This window comes from Oerskovia enterophila (assembly GCF_001692445.1).
Lineage (GTDB): Bacteria > Actinomycetota > Actinomycetes > Actinomycetales > Cellulomonadaceae > Oerskovia > Oerskovia enterophila.
Genome location: NZ_MAQA01000004.1, coordinates 136,941 through 154,509, shown reverse-complemented (window position 1 = coordinate 154,509; position 17,569 = coordinate 136,941). Strand labels below are relative to the sequence as shown.

The 17,569-nt window shown below is 70.8% G+C and carries 18 protein-coding genes and 1 tRNA gene; 11 read left to right on the top strand and 8 right to left on the bottom strand.

All coding sequences use genetic code 11. The features are described 5' to 3' along the window. Positions 1-69: 69 nt before the first annotated feature. On the bottom strand, positions 70-3,273 hold the full coding sequence (locus OERS_RS03200; protein WP_068624380.1) for an efflux RND transporter permease subunit: 3,204 nt from the start codon (positions 3,271-3,273) through the stop codon (positions 70-72). Positions 3,274-3,439: 166 nt separating this feature from the next. Between OERS_RS03200 and OERS_RS20990 the strand changes: the two genes are divergently transcribed. After that, positions 3,440-3,940: a MarR family winged helix-turn-helix transcriptional regulator gene (locus OERS_RS20990; RefSeq protein ID WP_056645783.1), complete on the top strand. Its 501-nt coding sequence runs from the start codon at positions 3,440-3,442 to the stop codon at positions 3,938-3,940. A 76-nt stretch (positions 3,941-4,016) separates the two neighbouring features. Here the strand turns inward: OERS_RS20990 and OERS_RS03190 are convergent, their stop codons facing one another. Beyond that, entirely contained in the window at positions 4,017-5,252 is a 1,236-nt protein-coding gene (locus tag OERS_RS03190; RefSeq protein WP_056645780.1) for an MFS transporter, read from the bottom strand. A 97-nt stretch (positions 5,253-5,349) separates the two neighbouring features. On the opposite strand from OERS_RS03190, the gene OERS_RS03185 reads away from it, so the two are divergent. From OERS_RS03185 to OERS_RS03165, 5 genes are all read left to right on the top strand, one after another. After that, the gene (locus tag OERS_RS03185) at positions 5,350-5,904 is read left to right on the top strand and encodes a MarR family winged helix-turn-helix transcriptional regulator (RefSeq protein WP_082848738.1); all 555 of its coding nucleotides are present in this window, start codon (positions 5,350-5,352) and stop codon (positions 5,902-5,904) included. A gap of 135 nt (positions 5,905-6,039) precedes the next feature. Then, on the top strand, positions 6,040-6,678 hold the full coding sequence (locus OERS_RS03180; RefSeq protein WP_082848739.1) for an ArsR/SmtB family transcription factor: 639 nt from the start codon (positions 6,040-6,042) through the stop codon (positions 6,676-6,678). Next, positions 6,675-6,902 carry a hypothetical protein gene (locus OERS_RS03175; protein ID WP_068624377.1) on the top strand — a complete coding sequence of 76 codons (228 nt, stop codon included), beginning with the start codon at positions 6,675-6,677 and terminating at the stop codon, positions 6,900-6,902. Before OERS_RS03180 ends, OERS_RS03175 begins: the two co-directional genes overlap by 4 nt. Positions 6,903-7,010: 108 nt before the next feature. Then, positions 7,011-7,646 (top strand): ClpP family protease, encoded by a 636-nt coding sequence (locus tag OERS_RS03170; RefSeq protein ID WP_056645766.1) that lies wholly within the window; start codon positions 7,011-7,013, stop codon positions 7,644-7,646. Then, complete coding sequence (locus tag OERS_RS03165) at positions 7,646-8,251, top strand: ATP-dependent Clp protease proteolytic subunit (RefSeq protein WP_068624375.1); 606 nt, start codon at positions 7,646-7,648, stop codon at positions 8,249-8,251. Before OERS_RS03170 ends, OERS_RS03165 begins: the two co-directional genes overlap by 1 nt. Before the next feature lie 102 nt (positions 8,252-8,353). Here the strand turns inward: OERS_RS03165 and OERS_RS03160 are convergent, their stop codons facing one another. Both OERS_RS03160 and OERS_RS22210 read right to left on the bottom strand, forming a co-directional pair. Then, complete coding sequence (locus OERS_RS03160) at positions 8,354-9,118, bottom strand: DUF6882 domain-containing protein (protein WP_068624374.1); 765 nt, start codon at positions 9,116-9,118, stop codon at positions 8,354-8,356. A 179-nt stretch (positions 9,119-9,297) separates the two neighbouring features. Further along, a complete protein-coding gene (locus OERS_RS22210) occupies positions 9,298-9,723 on the bottom strand; it encodes a helix-turn-helix domain-containing protein (RefSeq protein ID WP_083201182.1) in 426 nt (141 codons plus the stop codon). Positions 9,724-9,877: 154 nt separating this feature from the next. Between OERS_RS22210 and OERS_RS03150 the strand changes: the two genes are divergently transcribed. The 5 genes from OERS_RS03150 to OERS_RS03135 all read left to right on the top strand — a co-directional run bounded on the left by OERS_RS03150 (position 9,878) and on the right by OERS_RS03135 (position 13,962). Continuing rightward, complete coding sequence (locus tag OERS_RS03150; RefSeq protein ID WP_068624372.1) at positions 9,878-10,273, top strand: VOC family protein; 396 nt, start codon at positions 9,878-9,880, stop codon at positions 10,271-10,273. Positions 10,274-11,024: 751 nt separating this feature from the next. Then, positions 11,025-12,053 carry a tyrosine-type recombinase/integrase gene (locus OERS_RS03145; RefSeq protein ID WP_083201181.1) on the top strand — a complete coding sequence of 343 codons (1,029 nt, stop codon included), beginning with the start codon at positions 11,025-11,027 and terminating at the stop codon, positions 12,051-12,053. Positions 12,054-12,196: 143 nt separating this feature from the next. Then, positions 12,197-12,361 carry a hypothetical protein gene (locus OERS_RS21430; RefSeq protein WP_169834186.1) on the top strand — a complete coding sequence of 55 codons (165 nt, stop codon included), beginning with the start codon at positions 12,197-12,199 and terminating at the stop codon, positions 12,359-12,361. Positions 12,362-12,428: 67 nt separating this feature from the next. Continuing rightward, positions 12,429-13,073 (top strand): hypothetical protein, encoded by a 645-nt coding sequence (locus OERS_RS03140; protein ID WP_139107674.1) that lies wholly within the window; start codon positions 12,429-12,431, stop codon positions 13,071-13,073. 352 nt (positions 13,074-13,425) lie between these two features. Then, positions 13,426-13,962 carry a hypothetical protein gene (locus tag OERS_RS03135; protein ID WP_068624366.1) on the top strand — a complete coding sequence of 179 codons (537 nt, stop codon included), beginning with the start codon at positions 13,426-13,428 and terminating at the stop codon, positions 13,960-13,962. 151 nt (positions 13,963-14,113) lie between these two features. On the opposite strand, the gene OERS_RS20985 is transcribed toward OERS_RS03135, so the two are convergent. From OERS_RS20985 to OERS_RS03115, 4 genes are all read right to left on the bottom strand, one after another. Beyond that, entirely contained in the window at positions 14,114-14,512 is a 399-nt protein-coding gene (locus OERS_RS20985) for a hypothetical protein (protein ID WP_139107673.1), read from the bottom strand. Between the two features lie 116 nt (positions 14,513-14,628). Then, positions 14,629-14,702, bottom strand: a tRNA-Leu gene (locus OERS_RS03125). Positions 14,703-14,815: 113 nt separating this feature from the next. Then, positions 14,816-15,670 (bottom strand): oxygenase MpaB family protein, encoded by an 855-nt coding sequence (locus tag OERS_RS03120; protein WP_231907627.1) that lies wholly within the window; start codon positions 15,668-15,670, stop codon positions 14,816-14,818. Positions 15,671-15,845: 175 nt separating this feature from the next. Beyond that, positions 15,846-17,405: an NAD(P)/FAD-dependent oxidoreductase gene (locus tag OERS_RS03115; RefSeq protein WP_082848740.1), complete on the bottom strand. Its 1,560-nt coding sequence runs from the start codon at positions 17,403-17,405 to the stop codon at positions 15,846-15,848. Between the last annotated feature and the right edge of the window lie 164 nt (positions 17,406-17,569).

The following is a 17,569-nucleotide window of genomic DNA, read 5'->3' as shown; positions in this document are numbered from 1 at the left end:
TTCCGGACGGGCGGGCCTCGGCGTGCTGGGCCCGCGCGCGGCGGGCCCGCGGGCAGTTGCCCCGGGGGGTCAGACCGCGGGCTCGGCCTCCGGCTTCGCCGTGCTCCTGTCGACGAGCTCCGCGGCCTCGGCCTCACGCTTCGCGGCGCGCCGGGCGGCGCGCTTCTCGCCCGCACGCTCGGCGATCGTGTAGAGCACGGGCACCACGACGAGCGTGAGCAGCGTCGACGTCAGGAGCCCGCCGATCACGACGAGCGCGAGCGGCTGCGAGATGAACGAGCCGCCGCCCGTGATGCCGATCGCCATGGGCGTGAGCGCGAAGATCGTCGCCGCGGCCGTCATGACGATGGGGCGCAGTCGCTGGCGCGAGCCCTCGAGCACGGCCTCGTCCAGCCCGCGGCCCTGCTCGCGGTACTGGTTGATGAGGTCGATGAGGACGATCGCGTTCGAGACCACGATCCCCACCAGCATGAGCATGCCGATGAGCGCGGGCACCCCGAGCGGTGTGCCCGTGGCGAGCAGCAGGAGCAGCGCACCGGTCGCGGCGAAGGGGATCGACACGAGCAGGATGAACGGCTGGAGCAGGCTGCGGAAGGTCGCGACCATGACGAGGTAGACGATCGCGATCGCGACCAGCAGCGCGAGGCCCAGGTCGGCGAACGCGTCGGCCTGCTGGGTCGCGACGCCGCCGAGCTCGACGGTCGCCCCGCCCGGCAGGTCGAGGTCCTCGATCGCGGCCGTGAGGGCCGTGGTCAGCGTGCCGAGGTCCTGGCCGGCGGGCGTGACCGCGATGGTCGCGCTGCGCTCGCCGTTGACCCGGGAGATCGACGTGGGCACGTCGACCTCGTCGATGCTCGCGATCTGGGTGAGCGGGACGACGCCCGCGGCCGTGGGCACCACGAGCGCCTCGAGCTCGTCGACCGTGGCAGGAGCCTGCCCGACGGCGACGCGCACCTGCACGGGCCCGTCACCCAGGTTCACGCTCCCCACGGGGGCCGGGGACATGAGGCTCGCGACGGTCCCGGCGACCTGCGTCTCGGTGAGCCCGACGGCGGCCGCGGCGTCCCGGTCGACGGTCACCTGGATCGTGGACTGGGCGCTCGCGAGGTTGTTGGTGACCTCGGAGGCCCCCTCGGTGTCCTCGGCGACCTGCTGGACCTGGTCCGCCGCGGCGGCCAGCGTCTCGGTGTCGGGGGCGCGCACCACGAGGTCGACGGTCGAGCTGCCGAACGCGGCGTCCGCACCGGCGACCGTGATGCCCTCGGAGTCCTCGCCGCCCAGGTCCGCGACCGCGTCGCGGACCTCCTGCTGCGCCTCGACGCCGTCGGCGTCGGCCGCGAGGGTCAGGGAGAACGTGGCCTGCGGCGACCCGCCGCCACCGAAGAACGCGGCCTCGGGGCCGCCCGCGGTGCCGACCGTCGTCTGGACGGTGTCGACCGAGTCGAGGTCCATGAGCGCCTGCTCGACCTCGCGGGCCGCGGCGTCCTGGGTCTCGAGCGACGTGCCCGGGGCGAAGGACTCGGTGACCGTGAGGGTGTCCTGGCCGGAGTCGCCCAGGAAGTTGGTCTCGAGGCGCGGCACGAGCGCGACCGTGCCCGCGAGGACGGCGACCGCGACGGTCAGCGTGATGGCGGGGTGGCGCAGTGCGGCGTTGAGCGTCGGCAGGTAGCCGCGCTGCCACAGCCCGCGGCGCTCCTTGAGCTCGGCCGCCTCGCGCGCCTGCTCGGCGACGATGCGGGCCTGCTCGGGGTCGGCCGGGACCGCGGGGGCCTTGATGAACCAGTAGGCCAGGACGGGGACGATCGTCAGGGCGACGAGCAGCGACGCGGTCATGGCGATCGCGACCGTCATGGCGAACGGACGGAACAGCTCGCCGACCATGCCGCCGACCAGCGCGATGGGCAGGAAGACCGCGACGGTGCAGACCGTCGATGCGGTGATGGCGCCGCCGACCTCCTTGACCGCGGTGAGGATCGCGGTGGTCTTCTTCTCGCCGTAGGACAGGTGTCTCTTGATGTTCTCGATCACGACGATCGAGTCGTCGACCACGCGCCCGATCGCGACCGTCATGGCCCCGAGGGTCAGGATGTTCAGGGTGTACCCGGTCGCGTTCATGACGATGAACGTGACGAACAGGGACAGCGGGATCGAGACGGCCGAGACCAGGGTCGAGCGCAGGGACGCGAGGAACAGCAGGATCACGACGACCGCGAACACGAGGCCGAGCAGGCCCTCGGTCGCGAGGCCCTCGATGGACTCCTCGATGAACGGGGCCTGGTCGAACACGACCTCGACGCGCACGTCGCTCGCCTCGAGGGCACCGTCCATGTCGTCGATCGCGGTCTGGATCGCGTGCGAGACCTCGACCGTGTTGCCGGCCGGGGTCTTGGTGATCGCCACGGCGAGCGCGGGCTCGCCGTCGAGGCGCGAGTAGGAGGTCGCGGGCTGGGGGCCCACCGTCACGGTCGCGACGTCGCCCAGGGTCACGGGGGCGCTCGGGCCGGCAGGCGCCGTCGGGCCTGCTGCCGAGGGAGAGACGACCAGGGGCAGGTTGACCAGGTCGTCGGCGCTCGTGATGGCCGAGCCGACCTGGACGGACAGGGTGCGGTCGCCCGCGGCGACCGTCCCGGCCGGGACGACCACCCCGTTGTCCTGGAGGATCGTGGTGACCTGGGCCGGGCTCAGGCCCGCTGCGGCGAGGGCCGCGACGTCGAGGTCGATCGTGACCTGCTGGTCGGCGACGCCGCTGACCGCGACGCTGCGCACGTCCGCGACCTCTTCGAGGGCGGGGACCACGACACCGTTGACCGTCTCCGCGAGCGCGGCCTCGTCGGCCCCGCCCGAGACGGCGAGCTGGATCACGGGGAGGTCGTCGACCGAGCCGGTCACGACGGTCGGGTCCACGTCGGCGGGCAGCTGGCTGCTCACGCGCGTGACCGCGGTCTGGAGCTGCTGGGCCGCGAGGTCCATGTCGGTGCCGTACGTGAACTGCACGGTCGTCACGGACATGCCGGTCGAGGAGCTCGACGTGACGTCCTCGACGCCGTCGACACCCCGCGCAGCGGTCTCGAGGGGAGTCGTGACCTGCTGCTCGACGATCGCGGGGGCGGACCCGGGGTACACGGCGACGACGGCGGCGGTGGGGATCTGCAGGCTCGGGATGAGCTCCTGCTTGAGCGATCCCATGCTGACGACGCCGAACACGGCTATCGCGATCGTGGCGAGCGCGACGACGGCGCGGTTCGCCAGCGACGTTCGGGCGAGACGGAACACGGGGCCTCCAGGGCACGGTGGATTGTCACGACGTCGTCGTCGCGGGGTCGTTAGCCTAACGCTAAGCAATTCCGAGAAGTTCCCGCGTCCCAGCAGCCGGGAAACCGCAGGTCACGAGGCCTCGCAGGGCCAGGACGCGCGTGGTGCCTCCGCTAGAGTCTGCCGCGTGACCCCGTCCCCCGACCCCCACCGCGCCCGGCTCGAGCACGAGCTCGTCGAGGCGCAGAGCACCCTGCAGGAGCTCGTGCTCGCACGGCGTCTCGAGCCGCTCATGCGCACGCACCTGACCGCCCAGCAGATGCGCGCGCTGGGGATCCTGCTCATCGACGGCGAGCGCAGCACGACCCACCTCGGCGAGGTCCTGGGCGTGAGCCCGGCGACGATCTCCGGGATCGTCGACCGGCTCGAGGCCGCCGGCATGGCGTCCCGGCGCCCCGACCCCGAGGACGGACGCGTCCGCCTCGTCGCCGCGACCGAGCGCGGGGCCGAGGCCGTGCGCAGCATCGTCGCCAACGACGGGCCCGCCGGGCCCGAGACCCTCGCACGGCTCACGATCGCCGAGCTCGAAGGTCTCCAGGCCGGGCTCGCCGGGCTGCTGCGCGTCGTGCGCGAGGACGGCGCGCACGAGCACGAGGCCCCCGGCTCCTCTGGCCCGGGCGAGGCGTAGGCGAGGGGCGAGCGGCGCCGTCGGGCATCGCGGACGGGAGGTCCCGCCCGGCCCGACGGCGCCGCCCACCACCCGCTCAGATCTCGCCGAGCGCTTCCTCGGGCGTCCCCTCGACGGCCCGGGCCCGGCGGTTCCAGCGCGACCACAGGACCGACTCCCCCAGCTCGCCCGCCATCTGGTGAGCCGTCGCGAGGAACGCGACGACCCCGACGAGGAGCACGCCCGCGCCGACCCAGTACGGGACCGTGAGGCCGACCGGGTGGAGCAGGCCCGCGATCACGGGCGCCGGGGCGGCGAAGCCCCACCGGACCAGGTTGAAGGCGCCCGTGGTCACACGGCGGTCGGGGCTGCCGAGCGCGAGCGAGAGGTCGGTCAGGTTCGCGTTGGCGATGCCCATGAACACGCCCGCGACCACCAGGACGACGACCGACCAGGCCGTGCCGAGGTCGAGCGCGAGGGCCACGGTGGCCAGGAGCACGCCACCGACCGCGATCCCCATGGTCTGGACCGCGCCGACCGCGTGCGCGAGCCGGTGACCCACGACCAGGATGCCGAACGCGAGCCCGATGCCCCACGCCGTGAAGACGAGGCCGAGCGGGATGACGTCGAGCCCCAGGAACACGGGCGTGTAGCCCAGGATGATGAAGAACACGAAGTTGTAGGCCGCGGTCACGATGCACAGCGCCCGGAAGCCGGGCTTGCGGAAGAGCGCGAAGACCTGCCCCACGTGGAGAGGCGCGGGCTTCTCGGCCGGGTCCTTGAGGCGCGTGATCGACAGCGCGAGCGCGACGATCATGAACAGGCCGCACGCGAGGAACGGGATGCGCCAGCTGAACTGGCCCAGCAGCCCGCCGATGAGCGGGCCCACCGCGAAGCCCAGGCCCACGCACGTCTCGAACAGGCCCACGACCCACTCGCGGTCGTTGGCCAAGGAGACGAGCAGGACCATCGCGGTCGCGAAGAACATCGCGTTGCCCAGGCCCCACAGCCCGCGCAGCGCGGCGAGCTGGCCGATGCTCTGCGAGAGGGCGGCGAGGATCGCCGCGACCGCGACCAGGCTCACGCCCGCGCCGAGGACCTTCTTGTAGCCGAACCTGCCCGTCGCCAGGACGGCCGGGATCATGCCGATCGCCATGACGGCGATGTACGCGGTGAAGAGCAGCTCGATCTGCCAGGTGGTCGCGCCGATCTCCTGGCCGATGATCGGCAGGATCGGGTCGACCACGGCGATACCGGCGATCGCGAAGAAGGCCGTGAGGGCGGTCGCGTAGATCGCGGTCTTGTTGGGCTCGTTCCTGGTGGTTCTGGACACACGTCCCCCGGGGTCTGGTGGGTGCTGGTGCGCGGGCCGCTGGGGCTCCGCCGGGATTTACCTGCATCATGCAGATAACTACCTGTAGAATACACCCATGACAGTTGCTCGGGGTAACAGTTCTGCGGATCGCCTCGCCGACGGCAGCACCGGGGCGCCCGATCCGGCCGCGCGCGAGGTGCTCTCGACCATCGAGCTCGAGCTCGCCCAGCTCCTGCGGCGCGCCGAACGGACCACGGCCGCGGGACGGGCCAAGTCGGTCCGGGCCGGGGGGCCGCCGAGCGGCACCCTCGACAGGTCGGCCTACCTCCTGCTCCACGACCTCCTCGTCGACGGGGCCCAGAACGTCAACACCCTTGCCGACCACCTGGGCCTCGACGCCTCGACCGTGACCCGGCAGGTCGTCGCGATGGAGAGGGCCGGCCTCGCCCGCCGCACGCGCGACCCTGCGGACGGGCGCGCCGTCCTGGTCGAGGCCACGCCGCAGGGCGTCGACGAGCTGGCCCGGCACCGCGAGATGCGCACCGAGCTCTACGCCGAGGTCCTGGCCGACTGGTCACGCCTGGACAGGGCACTGCTGGGCGAGCTGCTCGAACGGCTCAACGACGACCTGGACGCCTACAAGCGCGGCGGACGCAGGGCCACGGACTGAGGCCCCCCGCCCGCTTGGCGTGGCGCAACGCTCCGTACCCCGCGGACCACCGCGCCACGCCACCACCACCGGTTCCAAAGAACTTCTTGCAAAGAAACTCTTGCAAAGAGATCTTTGCATCGCTACGGTAGTGTCATGCCCACGAACCACGAACCCGAGCAGGCACCCGAGCCCCGCACTCAGCGGCCCGTCGGCCCTGACGCGCTCAAGGCGCTGTCGCACCCGTTGCGGATCCAGATCCTCGATCTCCTGGGGCACCACAGCGCACTGACAGCGAGCGGTCTGGCCGAGCTGCTCGGCGAGTCGAGCGGCGCCACGAGCTACCACCTGCGCCAGCTCGAGCGTCACGGGTTCGTCCAGGAGGTCCCGGGCCGTGGCACCGCCCGCGAGCGCTGGTGGGAGCGGGCGCCCGGCGGGTTCACCATCGAGCTGCCCGACGACGAGGCCGCGGCGGGCGACGGCAACCAAGGCGCCGTCGTCGCGACGCTGGCGGTCAACCGCGAGTTCGAGGCCATGCGTCAGCGCAAGATCATGGACTTCCTCGACAACGCCCGCACCCTCGACCGCGCGTGGCTCGACTCGGGCGCGACGCTCGCCACGATCAACATGTGGCTCACCAAGGAGCAGCTCGCCGAGGTGCAGGCCGAATGGCAGCGCTTCAGCGACACGGTCCTCGACCGGTTCGCCGGTCAGCAGGACACCCCCGGGGCCCGCCCCGTCCAGGTCCACTTCAACGCGTTCCCCCTGATCAACGGCAAGGAGAACCCCTCATGAGCACCTACGCACCGACCCACGCCGACCTCCGTTCACCGTCCCTGCGCGCGCTGCGCCCGAGCGACCGGTTCCTCGTCGTCACGGGCGCCCGGCTCACGACCTGGGGCGAGCGCCGCGCAGCCTCGCACGCGCTGCGGCTCGCCCGCCGCACCGGGCTCGACGCCGCCGCGGACGACCGGGCACAGCTCGCCGCTCGTCTGCACGAGGGCCGCTCGATGGTCTGACCGGATCCCGCGGTGCGTCGTCGCACCGCGGATCCCGTCTGCCGTCGGCAGATCCGCCCCCGGCAGATACCCCGACCTCGCCCTCCTCCCCCGCGAGATGGTCGAGGCATGACGAACCAGCCACCGCTCCTGCGGACCGAGGCGGCCCCGCCGCCCAGCTCCCCCTTCGACGACCAGCTCGCGTCGCGCCTGCTGCACCAGCGCATCGTGGTCCTCGGCACCGCCGTCGACGACGCCGTCGCGAACCGCGTGTGCGCGCAGATCCTGCTGCTCTCGGCCGAGGACCCGCGCGCCGACATCGCGCTCTACATCAACTCGCCCGGCGGCTCGGTGAGCGCGGGGCTCGCGATCTACGACACCATCCAGCTCGTCCCCAACGACGTCAGCACGCTCGCGATGGGCTTCGCCGCGAGCATGGGCCAGTTCCTGCTGTGCACGGGCACCGCGGGCAAGCGCTACTCGCTCCCCCACGCGCGCATCATGATGCACCAGCCGTCCGCCGGGATCGGGGGGACGGCCGTGGACATCGCGATCCAGGCCGAGAACCTCGAGTACACCAAGGGACTCATGCACCGGCTCACGGCCGAGCACACGGGCCAGACCACCGAGACCGTCACGGCCGACAGCGACCGCGACCGCTGGTTCACGGCCGAGCAGGCCCTCGCCTACGGCATGGTCGACCACGTCGTCACGTCGGTCGACGACGTCCGCCCCACCGCCCACTCCCGGAAGGTCGGTCTCTGATGTCCACCTACACGATCCCGACGGTCGTCGAGCGCACCCCGCTCGGCGAGCGCGCGTTCGACGTCTTCAGCCGCCTCCTCTCGGAGCGCATCATCTTCCTCGGCACCGAGATCGACGACGGCGTCGCCAACGTCATCATGGCCCAGCTCCTGCACCTCGAGTCGGACGCCCCCGACCAGGAGATCGGGCTCTACATCAACTCCCCCGGCGGGTCGATCACGGCGCTCATGGCCATCTACGACACCCTGCAGTTCATCCGCTCGGACGTCTCGACGATCTGCATGGGTCAGGCCGCGTCGGCCGCCGCGGTGCTGCTCGCCGCGGGGACTCCCGGCAAGCGGTTCGTGCTCGAGCACTCGCGGGTCCTGCTGCACCAGCCCTCGGGCGGCGCCGAGGGCACCATCTCCGACCTGACGCTCCAGGCCCAGGAGATCCTGCGCCTGCGCGCGGAGACCGAGCTCGTCCTCGCACGGCACACTGGCCAGACCGTCGAGCGGCTGCGTGCCGACACCGACCGTGACCGCATCTTCACGGCCCACCAGGCCGTGGAGTACGGGCTCGCCGACGCCGTGGTGACCTCGCGCAAGCTGCCGGTCGCGGCGTAGGTGCGTGGCGCCGTCGGGCACGGTGGTCCCCCTGCCCGACGGCGTCGCTCACCTCCCGCGCCCGGGTCGCCCGCGCGGTGAGCCGGGCGGGCGGAGGGGAGGCTACTTCTTGCGGCCGAACCAGCCGCGGCGCTCGGGCCGCTCGGGCGGCGGCGCCGGCGCGGGCTCCGGCTCCGGGGCGGCCGTGAGCGTCGCGGACAGGTTCGTCAGGCGACCGTGACCGTCGAACGCGACCGTCACCTCGCCGTCGGACGCCCCGACCACAGCCGTCTGCTCGTCGAGCCACCGGATGTCGAGGCCGCGCAGGACCGCGTACGCGCGCACCGCGCGGCGGTGGTCGGCGACCGTCGTGCTGCCGATCCCCTCCGGGATCACGCGCAGGACCCGCGGGACCGAGGCCGGCGGGAGCTCGAACCGCGGGTGGGTCAGCAGGAACCATGCGCACGTCCCGCCGCCCGTGGGGGCCGCGAAGTGCGTGAAGTGGCCCGTGACGGCCTTGGCCGCGAGCGCGAGCCGGTACGGGACCGCGTCGGTCAGGAGGATCTCGGCCGTGCTCAGCTCGAAGATGCCTCCCGAGACCCCGCGCTGGTGGACGTGCTCGGCCGCGGCCACGACGCCCTCGGGGAAGTTGTTGACGTTGTGCCAGCCCCACAACCAGCTCTGCGTCCCCGGGGCCGCGGTGCCCAGGAAGTGCGCCCCGCACACCAGCGGGATCTCGCTGTGGAACGTGAGCGTGCCCGCCTCGAGGTCGGCGTCCCACGCCGACTCGCCACCCAGCTCGGCGAAGTGCGCCTGGTGCTCGGTCGAGAGGATCACGGCTCGGTCGACGAGGTCCTGGAGGGTCGGGGCCGGGTTCGTCTGCGACATCCGTTCAGCACACCACCGACCGGTCGCGGGCGCGCGGCGAAACGGACAGATCGCCGCGCGGGAGGGGGCGATTCACCCTCGGCGGAATCGGTGGCTCGCTGGAGCGCGCGGCCCGCGGGGCGAGGGGACGAGGCGGGCCCGGCCGGGGACGGCGCGGTGGACGGGGTGAGCCGAGGCGATCAGGCCGCGACCAGCAGGACCGTCGTCGTGGACACGCTCTGGCGTGACGACGCCGTCCTGGCGGGAGTCGGACCCAGCGCGTGGAGCTCGCGCGCGGCACGCGGCCGCGAGGTGAGGCTGCGGCGCTCGACGCCCGCACGGCGGTTCGCCTCGGCGTCGAACTCGTCCTGGCTGCGCGCCAGCAGGTCGACCACGCGCAGGCCGAGCGCGCGGCAGATCGCGGCGAGCACCTCCGAGGACGCCTCCTTGCGGCCGCGCTCGACCTCCGAGAGGTACGCGGTCGAGACCTGCGCCGCGAGGGCGACGTCGAGCAGGGTGCGCGCCTGCTCGGTGCGCTCTGCCCGCAGGATCCCGCCCACGACGTGGCGCAGCAACGGTTCGGCGGTCCGGCGCTCGAAGAGCACCACCTGGCCTGCGGCTGCCATCGCGTGCTCCTTCGTCGCGGTCGCGGGCTCGGCGGCCCTCGTCCCCTCAACCTAGCGCCGACCCACGCCCGGGATGCCCGCAGGAGTGGCTCGTCTGCTGCTGGCGTAACGTGGGAACGACTCCGAGGAGACCTTCGCGAGAGGCGGCCCACCGATGTTCCGCACGCTCTTCCCCATCCTCACCACGACCGACCTCGACCGGGCGCTCGTCTTCTACCGCGACCTCCTGCGCGGCACCGTGACGTACCAGTTCCCCGCCGACGGCCCACCCGTCTACGTCTCGGTCGCCGTGGGCGACGCGTCGCTGGGGATCGGGGTCGACCGCGAGAGCGCCGACGTCGGGCACACGCACCTGTGGGTCGCGGTCGACGACTGCGACCAGGCCGTGTCGCACCTGGCCGCAGCCGGGGTCGTCGTGGTCTCGCCGCCCGAGGACCAGCCGTGGGGCGAACGCGTCGCCCGCGTGCTGGACCCCGACGGGAACCAGGTGTCCCTCGGCCAGGAGGCCGCCGAGGACCCGGAGCCGGACGGTCCGACGGGGTTGTCATAGTGCCAGCGGTGGACGGCCCGCTGCGATCACCGTTCGAACCACCAGCGACGGTCGGGCGGCACGGTCCACCATCCGCTCGCAGGTGGCTCGACCACGAAGGCGCCGCTCGCCAGGATCCTGGCATCGAGGGACGCGAGCAGACGCCGGAGCTCGCGGGCAGGGCCTCGTGGCATGGCATGGGCGGCGCGCTCGAGGTCGATGCGTCCTTGGTAGACGTCGGGGCTGCATCCGCAACAGTCCGACGGCCACCTCCCCTGGCGCGCGACCGTCTCCAGGAGGGCGAGGTCAGCGGACAACGCGTTGGGCCAGAAACGACGAGATTCCAGCCGTGCGATGGCTGAGTGGACCGAGCCGGACAAGCGGCCGTCCTTCTTCAGGCGATCGGATCGCCGAGGCATGGTTCGATGCGCTCGAACCTGCGATGGGGGCCTACGCGGCACAGCCCTTCGGGGGGATGTTCATGGGGAGGATCCTGCCATACGAACTCCGAAGTGCCCCCACTGGGACTCGAACCCAGACTGCGCACGTAGGCACAAGACGCCAGCAGGTACCAATAGACAGGTCTGACCTGCACCAATGCCAGTTGTCCATAGACAGGGAATGGCACACGGGTGCACGACGGGTCCCACGTAGGTCCCACGCAATGAGGGGTTGTGTTCCCATGGCATGACGATCCGGATTCGGTACCGTCGAGCAGCTCCCGAGCGGGAACTACAGGGTGAGGTACGCAGTCCCAGGCTCTCGACCGAATTTGTCGGTCAACGCGCCCGCAACCTTCTCCACGAAGCGTGCAGCCACGGCCTGGCTGGCCCGGGCACGCACCGAGATCCTGGACGGCGCCCTGCGACCCGGGAGCCTGGCCTCACGCGTCGCCCTGGCGGAGTACGCCGAGGAATGGGTCACGAACCGTCGCAGCGCCCGGGGCGGACCGTTGAGGCCTTCGACGGCGGCAACCTATCGGCACTACCTCCGCAAGCAGATCGGCCCCACCCTGGGGGCGCTCACCCTCGAGGTGACCCCAGCCGTCATCCGCGCCTGGAACGCCGCTCTACCGTCGGGAACGCCGACGATCAACGCCCGCGCGTACGCACTCCTCAAGTCAATCTGCTCCTCGGCAGTCGAGGAAGGGCTGATGCCCTCCCAGCCGTGCGCGATCCGCGGAGGCGCACAGACCAGGGCCAAGACCCCCGTCGTCACCGCTACCCCTGCACAGGTCATCGAACTCGCAGACGCAGTACCCGAGCATCTGCGACTCGCGATTCTCCTCGGTGCCTGGTGCCAGGTCCGGGCCGGTGAAGTACTCGAGCTGCGACGCGGCGACGTGACCGAGGAAACCGTCCGCGTCGATCGCGGCGTAACCTTCCCCCCAGGCGGGCCCGTCGTCGGCCCTCCCAAGACCGGGGCCGGCGTCCGCACGATCGCAGTTCCACCCCACAGGGCCCAGGCTGTTCGAGACCACCTCAAGCAGTGGGTCAACAGTCCCGACGACGCACTCCCGTTCCCCCGCCACCCGGGCGAGACCAGCCACCTGCACCTGTCGACCTTCGCGCACGAGGTGAACGTCGCCGTGAAGCGCACATCCCTGCCCGAGACCTTCCGGTTCCACCACCTGCGACACACCGGGTTCACGCTCGCGGCACAGTCCGGTGCCACCGTCGCCGAGCTCCAAGCCCGGGCCGGACACTCGACGCCGCACATGGCGCTCAAGTATCAGCACGCGTCCTCGGAGCGTGACCAATCACTCGCGGCAACTCTCTCCCGGCTCGCCGACGGCGGGTGAACAGGTGTAGCACGTATACCCCCGCCAGAAACCACGAGATTCCGCCATTTCTTGGGTGGTACAACCCGGTGGACACGCCCCCAGATGTACCCCACGCAAGCCGCGCAAAACTAACCAAGCAGTACCGTTCAAGGAGGAACATCATGAGCACCACGACTGTTCGCCGGCCCGACGCGACGACCGAGAACGTCCGCAACGCCCTGCACGACGCGGGCATCTCCCACGCCACCGCCGCCGCGCACCTCGGCATCTCACCCGACGCCCTCGGACGCCGCCTGCGCGGCACTGTCTCCCTCGAGCTCGTCTAGGCAGGTAAAGGTACCCGCAGGAACTTCACCCGCCTCGGTCCGACAAAATGTGAGTACGCTGCCGCCCATGACGCGCGACTCGATACTGGCCCTGATCCCAGCGCTCTTCGCCCTGGGCTCAGCGATCATCGCTGCAATCTTTGCGTACAAGGCCAAGAGCCGAGAGAACGAAGCGGCTCGAATCCGCCAACTCGAGGAACGGTTGTCCGCGAAGAAGACTGCGATGTACGAGCCGGTGCTGCAAGCGCTAGGAAACATGCTCACTCCGGACGCCGCCAAGGCAAATCTCAGGGGTGACTCGAAGGTTCGTGCGGAGCTCTCGGCCGAAGAAGCCATACCGCGCTTCATGATCGACTCGATCACGTACGCTTCCGATGAGGTGCTCGTCGCATTCGCACGGTTCCGCCTGGCCTCCGCCGCCGTCCCCACGCCACCCGCGCAGATCACCATGCGACTTGTCGCAGACTTCATGATCGCCATACGGAAGGACATCGTAGGTCCCGCATCAAAGGCAACGGGCATCGAACTCATGGGCGTGCGCATCAACGACCTCTTCTCGTCGAAAGAGAACGTCGATGCTCTCACCCTCAGTCTTGAGGAACTGAGTCAAGAGCACGACTGGCGGGCCCCTTGGCACGGCCGACCCGAGTTGGGACTGAACCCGGAGCCCCGATGGTGGAGGATCCCTTCACCGAACCGTAGAAGACGCTGACGTATCGTCGACATGCCGATCTGCGTTGCACCGACGGCGGACAATCCACCCCGCGCGGCACCAATGGCGAGTCCCGCTACTCGGAACGGCTGACCATGTTCCTATCCTCGCTCATCACGGATCTCGACCGCGCGTAGAGGGGGCGGTGTAATCACTGGACCCCAATGCGGACGGAGCGCCCCGAGTCCACCCTTCATGAACGACGGGTGCGCCGACGGTGCCGGGCGAGCAGCAGGCTTGCGTGGCATCGCCATCAGCTCCTCGTGAGGGTGAAGTGCGCCCTGCCATCTGTCGCCAGGATCGACTGGGCCGCTAGGGTCGGGCGAACTTCACCGACGAGAGGGAAGAACCGATGTCTGTCGAGAACCTGATCCGCGACCTGCACGAGAGGATTCTTCTAGGGGAGTCGGGGGTCTCCGACCTGTTGGGAGGTACCGAACCGGTTCCCGGGTGGTACGGCTACGCTCTGAGCGACCTCGCACTCGTCATCGACGACGCGGCCAAGATCGAGTTTGTCGACGGTGCAACGCTCGGCCCGGGACAGGAGAGTGCGAGCGCGGCCCACTCCGCGCGCATCGTGGTCTTCACCACCAGCCTGGTCGTCGAGATCCAAGGTCATCAGACCGACGAAGGGGTAGGTACACACGCGACCACCGTGCGCAGCAGGGGTGGGCTCGTCGACGCTGTCGTCGGCGCCGGTCGAAGCGCGACGGATCACGACGTCAGCGGTTCTAGATCGCCGTGGCCTGGTCACGTCCGGGTCGAGCTGCATTACGCCGACGGAAGGACGATCTCGCTCCCGCTGCGAAGCGAGGCGCGTGACTTCCGCTACTCGGAGCGGCTGCGCGCGTACCTACCCTCTCTGCTTAACGATCTGCACCGCGCCTGAACTTTTCAGGTGCGGGGAGAGAGCGTTCACTGCCGGAGGACTCTCCGTCCGCGCGGGGTCGTAGCGATCTGACCGCCCCCTCGGGTGGGTCGTCTTCGCAGCACGCCAGCGGCTCCGAACTGGTGGTTCGGAGCCGTTGGCGGTTCGGGGGTCAGGGGCCGGTGAGCGTGAGCTTCACGACTCCGTGAGGCCGGGGTGCGTCGAGGCTGAAGCGACCTTCGACGCGGGCGACGAGCTCGTTCTTTGTGAAGGAGTCGCCCGGCGTGCCCCACTCTGCACGGATGCCTGCCCGGTCGGTGGACACGAGGAGCGAGTCCTGGCCGATGACGTATCCGGTGCCGACGGTGAGGCCGGGCACGACGGCCACGGGCACGTCCCCTGGGACCCAGGCGCGGAAGTCCCGAACTTGTTGTGTGCACGAACGTGTACTCGAGCTTCGACAGCGGCGTTCGCCAGCGTTGACGAGCGACCCGAACTTGTAGCCGGGCGGGAGGACCACCGTCTCCCCGAGACCGTTGTAGCCGAGCTGGACGTTGTGCACGAACGACATTCGCACGCATCTGATGCGCGCTCGCGCCCGAGGCCGCCCGCGAACGCGGGCGAGTGCTCGGGGTTGCAAAGTCCCACGCAGGTCCCTTGCTTGAGCGTCACCGCAGGTCATCCGCGTGCCCCCACTGGGACTCGAACCCAGACTGCGCCGATTTTAAGTCGGCTGCCTCTGCCGATTGGGCTATAGGGGCCTGGGTGAGGATATCCCGGCGACGGCCCGGTCGACCGGAGCGCCCGTCCGGCGCGGCTGTCCCCGCCGGCAGCGGCGCAGCGTGGCTCGGCCGAAGCAGCCCGACTCGTCCGGCTACGACCCCGCGAGCGCCCAGCGGATCGCCTTCGTGACCGTCCGGCCACCGGCGCGGACGAGCACCGACTCGCCCCGCATCGGCCACCGCACCGGGATCATGCGTCGTGACCACGGGGGCAACGACGCGACCGAGGCCGCTCCCAGCGCCGCATACGGGCCCCGGGCGAGGAACGGGAGAGGCGGCTCGGACAGCAGGAAGCGAGCGACGTCGTCGGACTCGGTGGTCCTGGCGAGCTGTGGGCGGAACTCCTCGAAGGCCCGCGCCAGCTCGGCGCGCGAGCGCGGCGGGTCCACGGCCCCGAGCCGGTCCGCGATCGTCGCGGCCTGGGCCAGGTACTCGTCGCAGCCCGCGGCGTCGAGCGGACGCTCGCCGTAGCGCTGGTGCGCGGCGAGGAAGCTGTCGGCCTCGGCCACGTGGACCCAGCGCAGCAGCCAGGGGTCGTCGGCCGCGTACGGGCGTCTGTCAGAAGCTGTGCCGCGCACGCGGACGTGCACCGAGCGGACCACGTCGATCGCCTGCTGCGCGTGCTCGACCGTCCCGAAGGTCGTGACCGCGAGGAAGGTGCTCGTGCGGGCCAGGCGCCCCCACGGGTCGCCCCGGTACCCCGAGTGCGCCGCGACCGCCGCCATGGCGAGCGGGTGCAACGACTGGAGCAGCAGGGCCCGCAGCCCGCCCACGAACATCGACGCGTCGCCGTGGACGCGCGCGATCGCCGAGTCCGGTGCGAACCAGCGCGGGCCCGGGGTGTCGTGGATCCGGGAGCGCTCGGCCGGGCCGTCCGGCCCCGCGACACGCTCGAACAGGGCACGGCCCGCCCGGGACCGCAGGTCGTCGACCATGCGAGTGCTCACCCGTCCATTGTGCGCGCCGCCGCGCACGGCAGGGGATCCCGCGGCCACAGGTACACGGGTGGGGCACGCGCCCCGGCCGAGGCCGCCCCGGGAATCAGCCGGTCCGGCCCGGGAACGCCGAGAGGGCGGCCCCTTCCGGGACCGCCCTCTGGACGTACTGACGTGCGGGGGTGACTCAGGCCTTGGTCGCGGCCTTCTTGGTCGCCTTCTTGGCGGGACCGTGGTCCGCCTCGGTGCCCGCAGCCTCGGTGGGAGCAGTCGCGGAGGACTTCTCCTCGCCGCCGCCCGACTCGGCCTCGGCGGCCGACGACACGGCCTCCTGCTTGACGGGCTCGCCCGCAGCCTTGGGCGGCACGGACGCCTGGCGGAACTCCGCGCGCGGGTCGTGCAGCGAACCGAGCGAGACGAGCTCGCGGCCCATGAGGAACTGGCCCATCCAGCCGATCGCGATGCGGATCTTGCGGTTGCCCGTGGGCATCGCCATCACGTGGTAGCTGCGGTGCATGGCCCAGGCCAGGAAGCCCTTGAGCTTGAAGATGCCGAACAGCTCCGCGACACCCTTGTACAGGCCGAGCGAGGCGACCGTACCGACGCTCTTGTGCTTGTACTCGACCGGCTCGTCGCTGTGCAGCACCGCGACCAGGTTGTCGGCGAGGCGCGTGGCCTCACGGATCGCGTGCTGAGCGTTCGGCGGGCAGAACTTGCCGGGGTTCAGCAGGTCCGGGACGGCGGCGCAGTCGCCCGCTGCCCAGGCGTCGGGGATGACGTTGCCGTCCTCGTCCGCGACCTGGAGCGTCGGGAGCACGATCACGCGGCCGAGCTTGTCGACCGGCAGGTCCGAGCTCTCCTTGAGGACCGGGTTCGCCTTGACGCCCGCGGTCCACACGATCGTGTCGGTGTCGAACTCGACGCCCGTCGAGGTGACGACGTGACCGTCGACGCACGACGACAGGAACGTGTTGAGGTGGAACTCGATGCCACGCTTCTTGAGCTCTTCGAGCGCGTAGAGGCCCATGGGCTCGGAGACCTCGGGCAGGATGCGTCCCGAGCCCTCGATCATCACGAAGCGCAGGTCCTCGGGATTGATCGTCGGGTAGTTGCGGGTCGCGTAGCGCGCCATGTCCTCGATCTCGGCGATCGCCTCCATGCCGGCGAAGCCGCCGCCGATGAAGGCGAACGTGAGCATGCGCTTGCGCATGTCCTGGTCCCAGGTGGACGACGCGACGTCCATCCGGTTGATGACGTGGTTGCGGACCGCGATGGCCTCTTCGACGTTCTTGAAGCCGATCGCGTTCTCCGCGAGGCCCGGGATGGGCAGCGTGCGCGAGACCGAGCCGAGGCCGACGATCAGGTGGTCGTAGGAGACCGAGTAGTCGTCGCCCTCCTCCGGGTGGATCGTGATGTTGCGCCCGGCGTGGTCGATCTCGACGACCTTGCCCTGGAGCACGTCGACGCCCTTGAGCGCACGGCGGTGGGGCGCGACGACGTCGCGCGCGTCGATCGACCCGGCGGCGGCCTCCGGCAGGAAGGGCGCGTACGTCATGTACGGGCGCGGGTCGACGACGACGATGGCCGCCTCGCGCTTGCCGAGCTTCTTGCGGAGACGGCGGGCCGAGTACAGACCGACAGAGCCGCCACCCAGGACGATGATGCGGGGGACCTTGCGGGGACGCGGCGACGCAGCGCTGTCCGCGTTCTGGGCAGGGGTGACCGAGGTCAGGTCATTCTGAGGCATGAAACCAGAGTATTACCGTCTTCAACTTCTTGGTGAACTTCTGTCCGATCCGTGGGCGTGACAACCTTCACAAGCGGCCGGGTTGCGCGTCGTTTGGGGGCGGTACGGCCGTTTTGGCGAGGGTTGCGAGGTGGTGAAGATCGAGGTTCGTCGGGCGACCGACG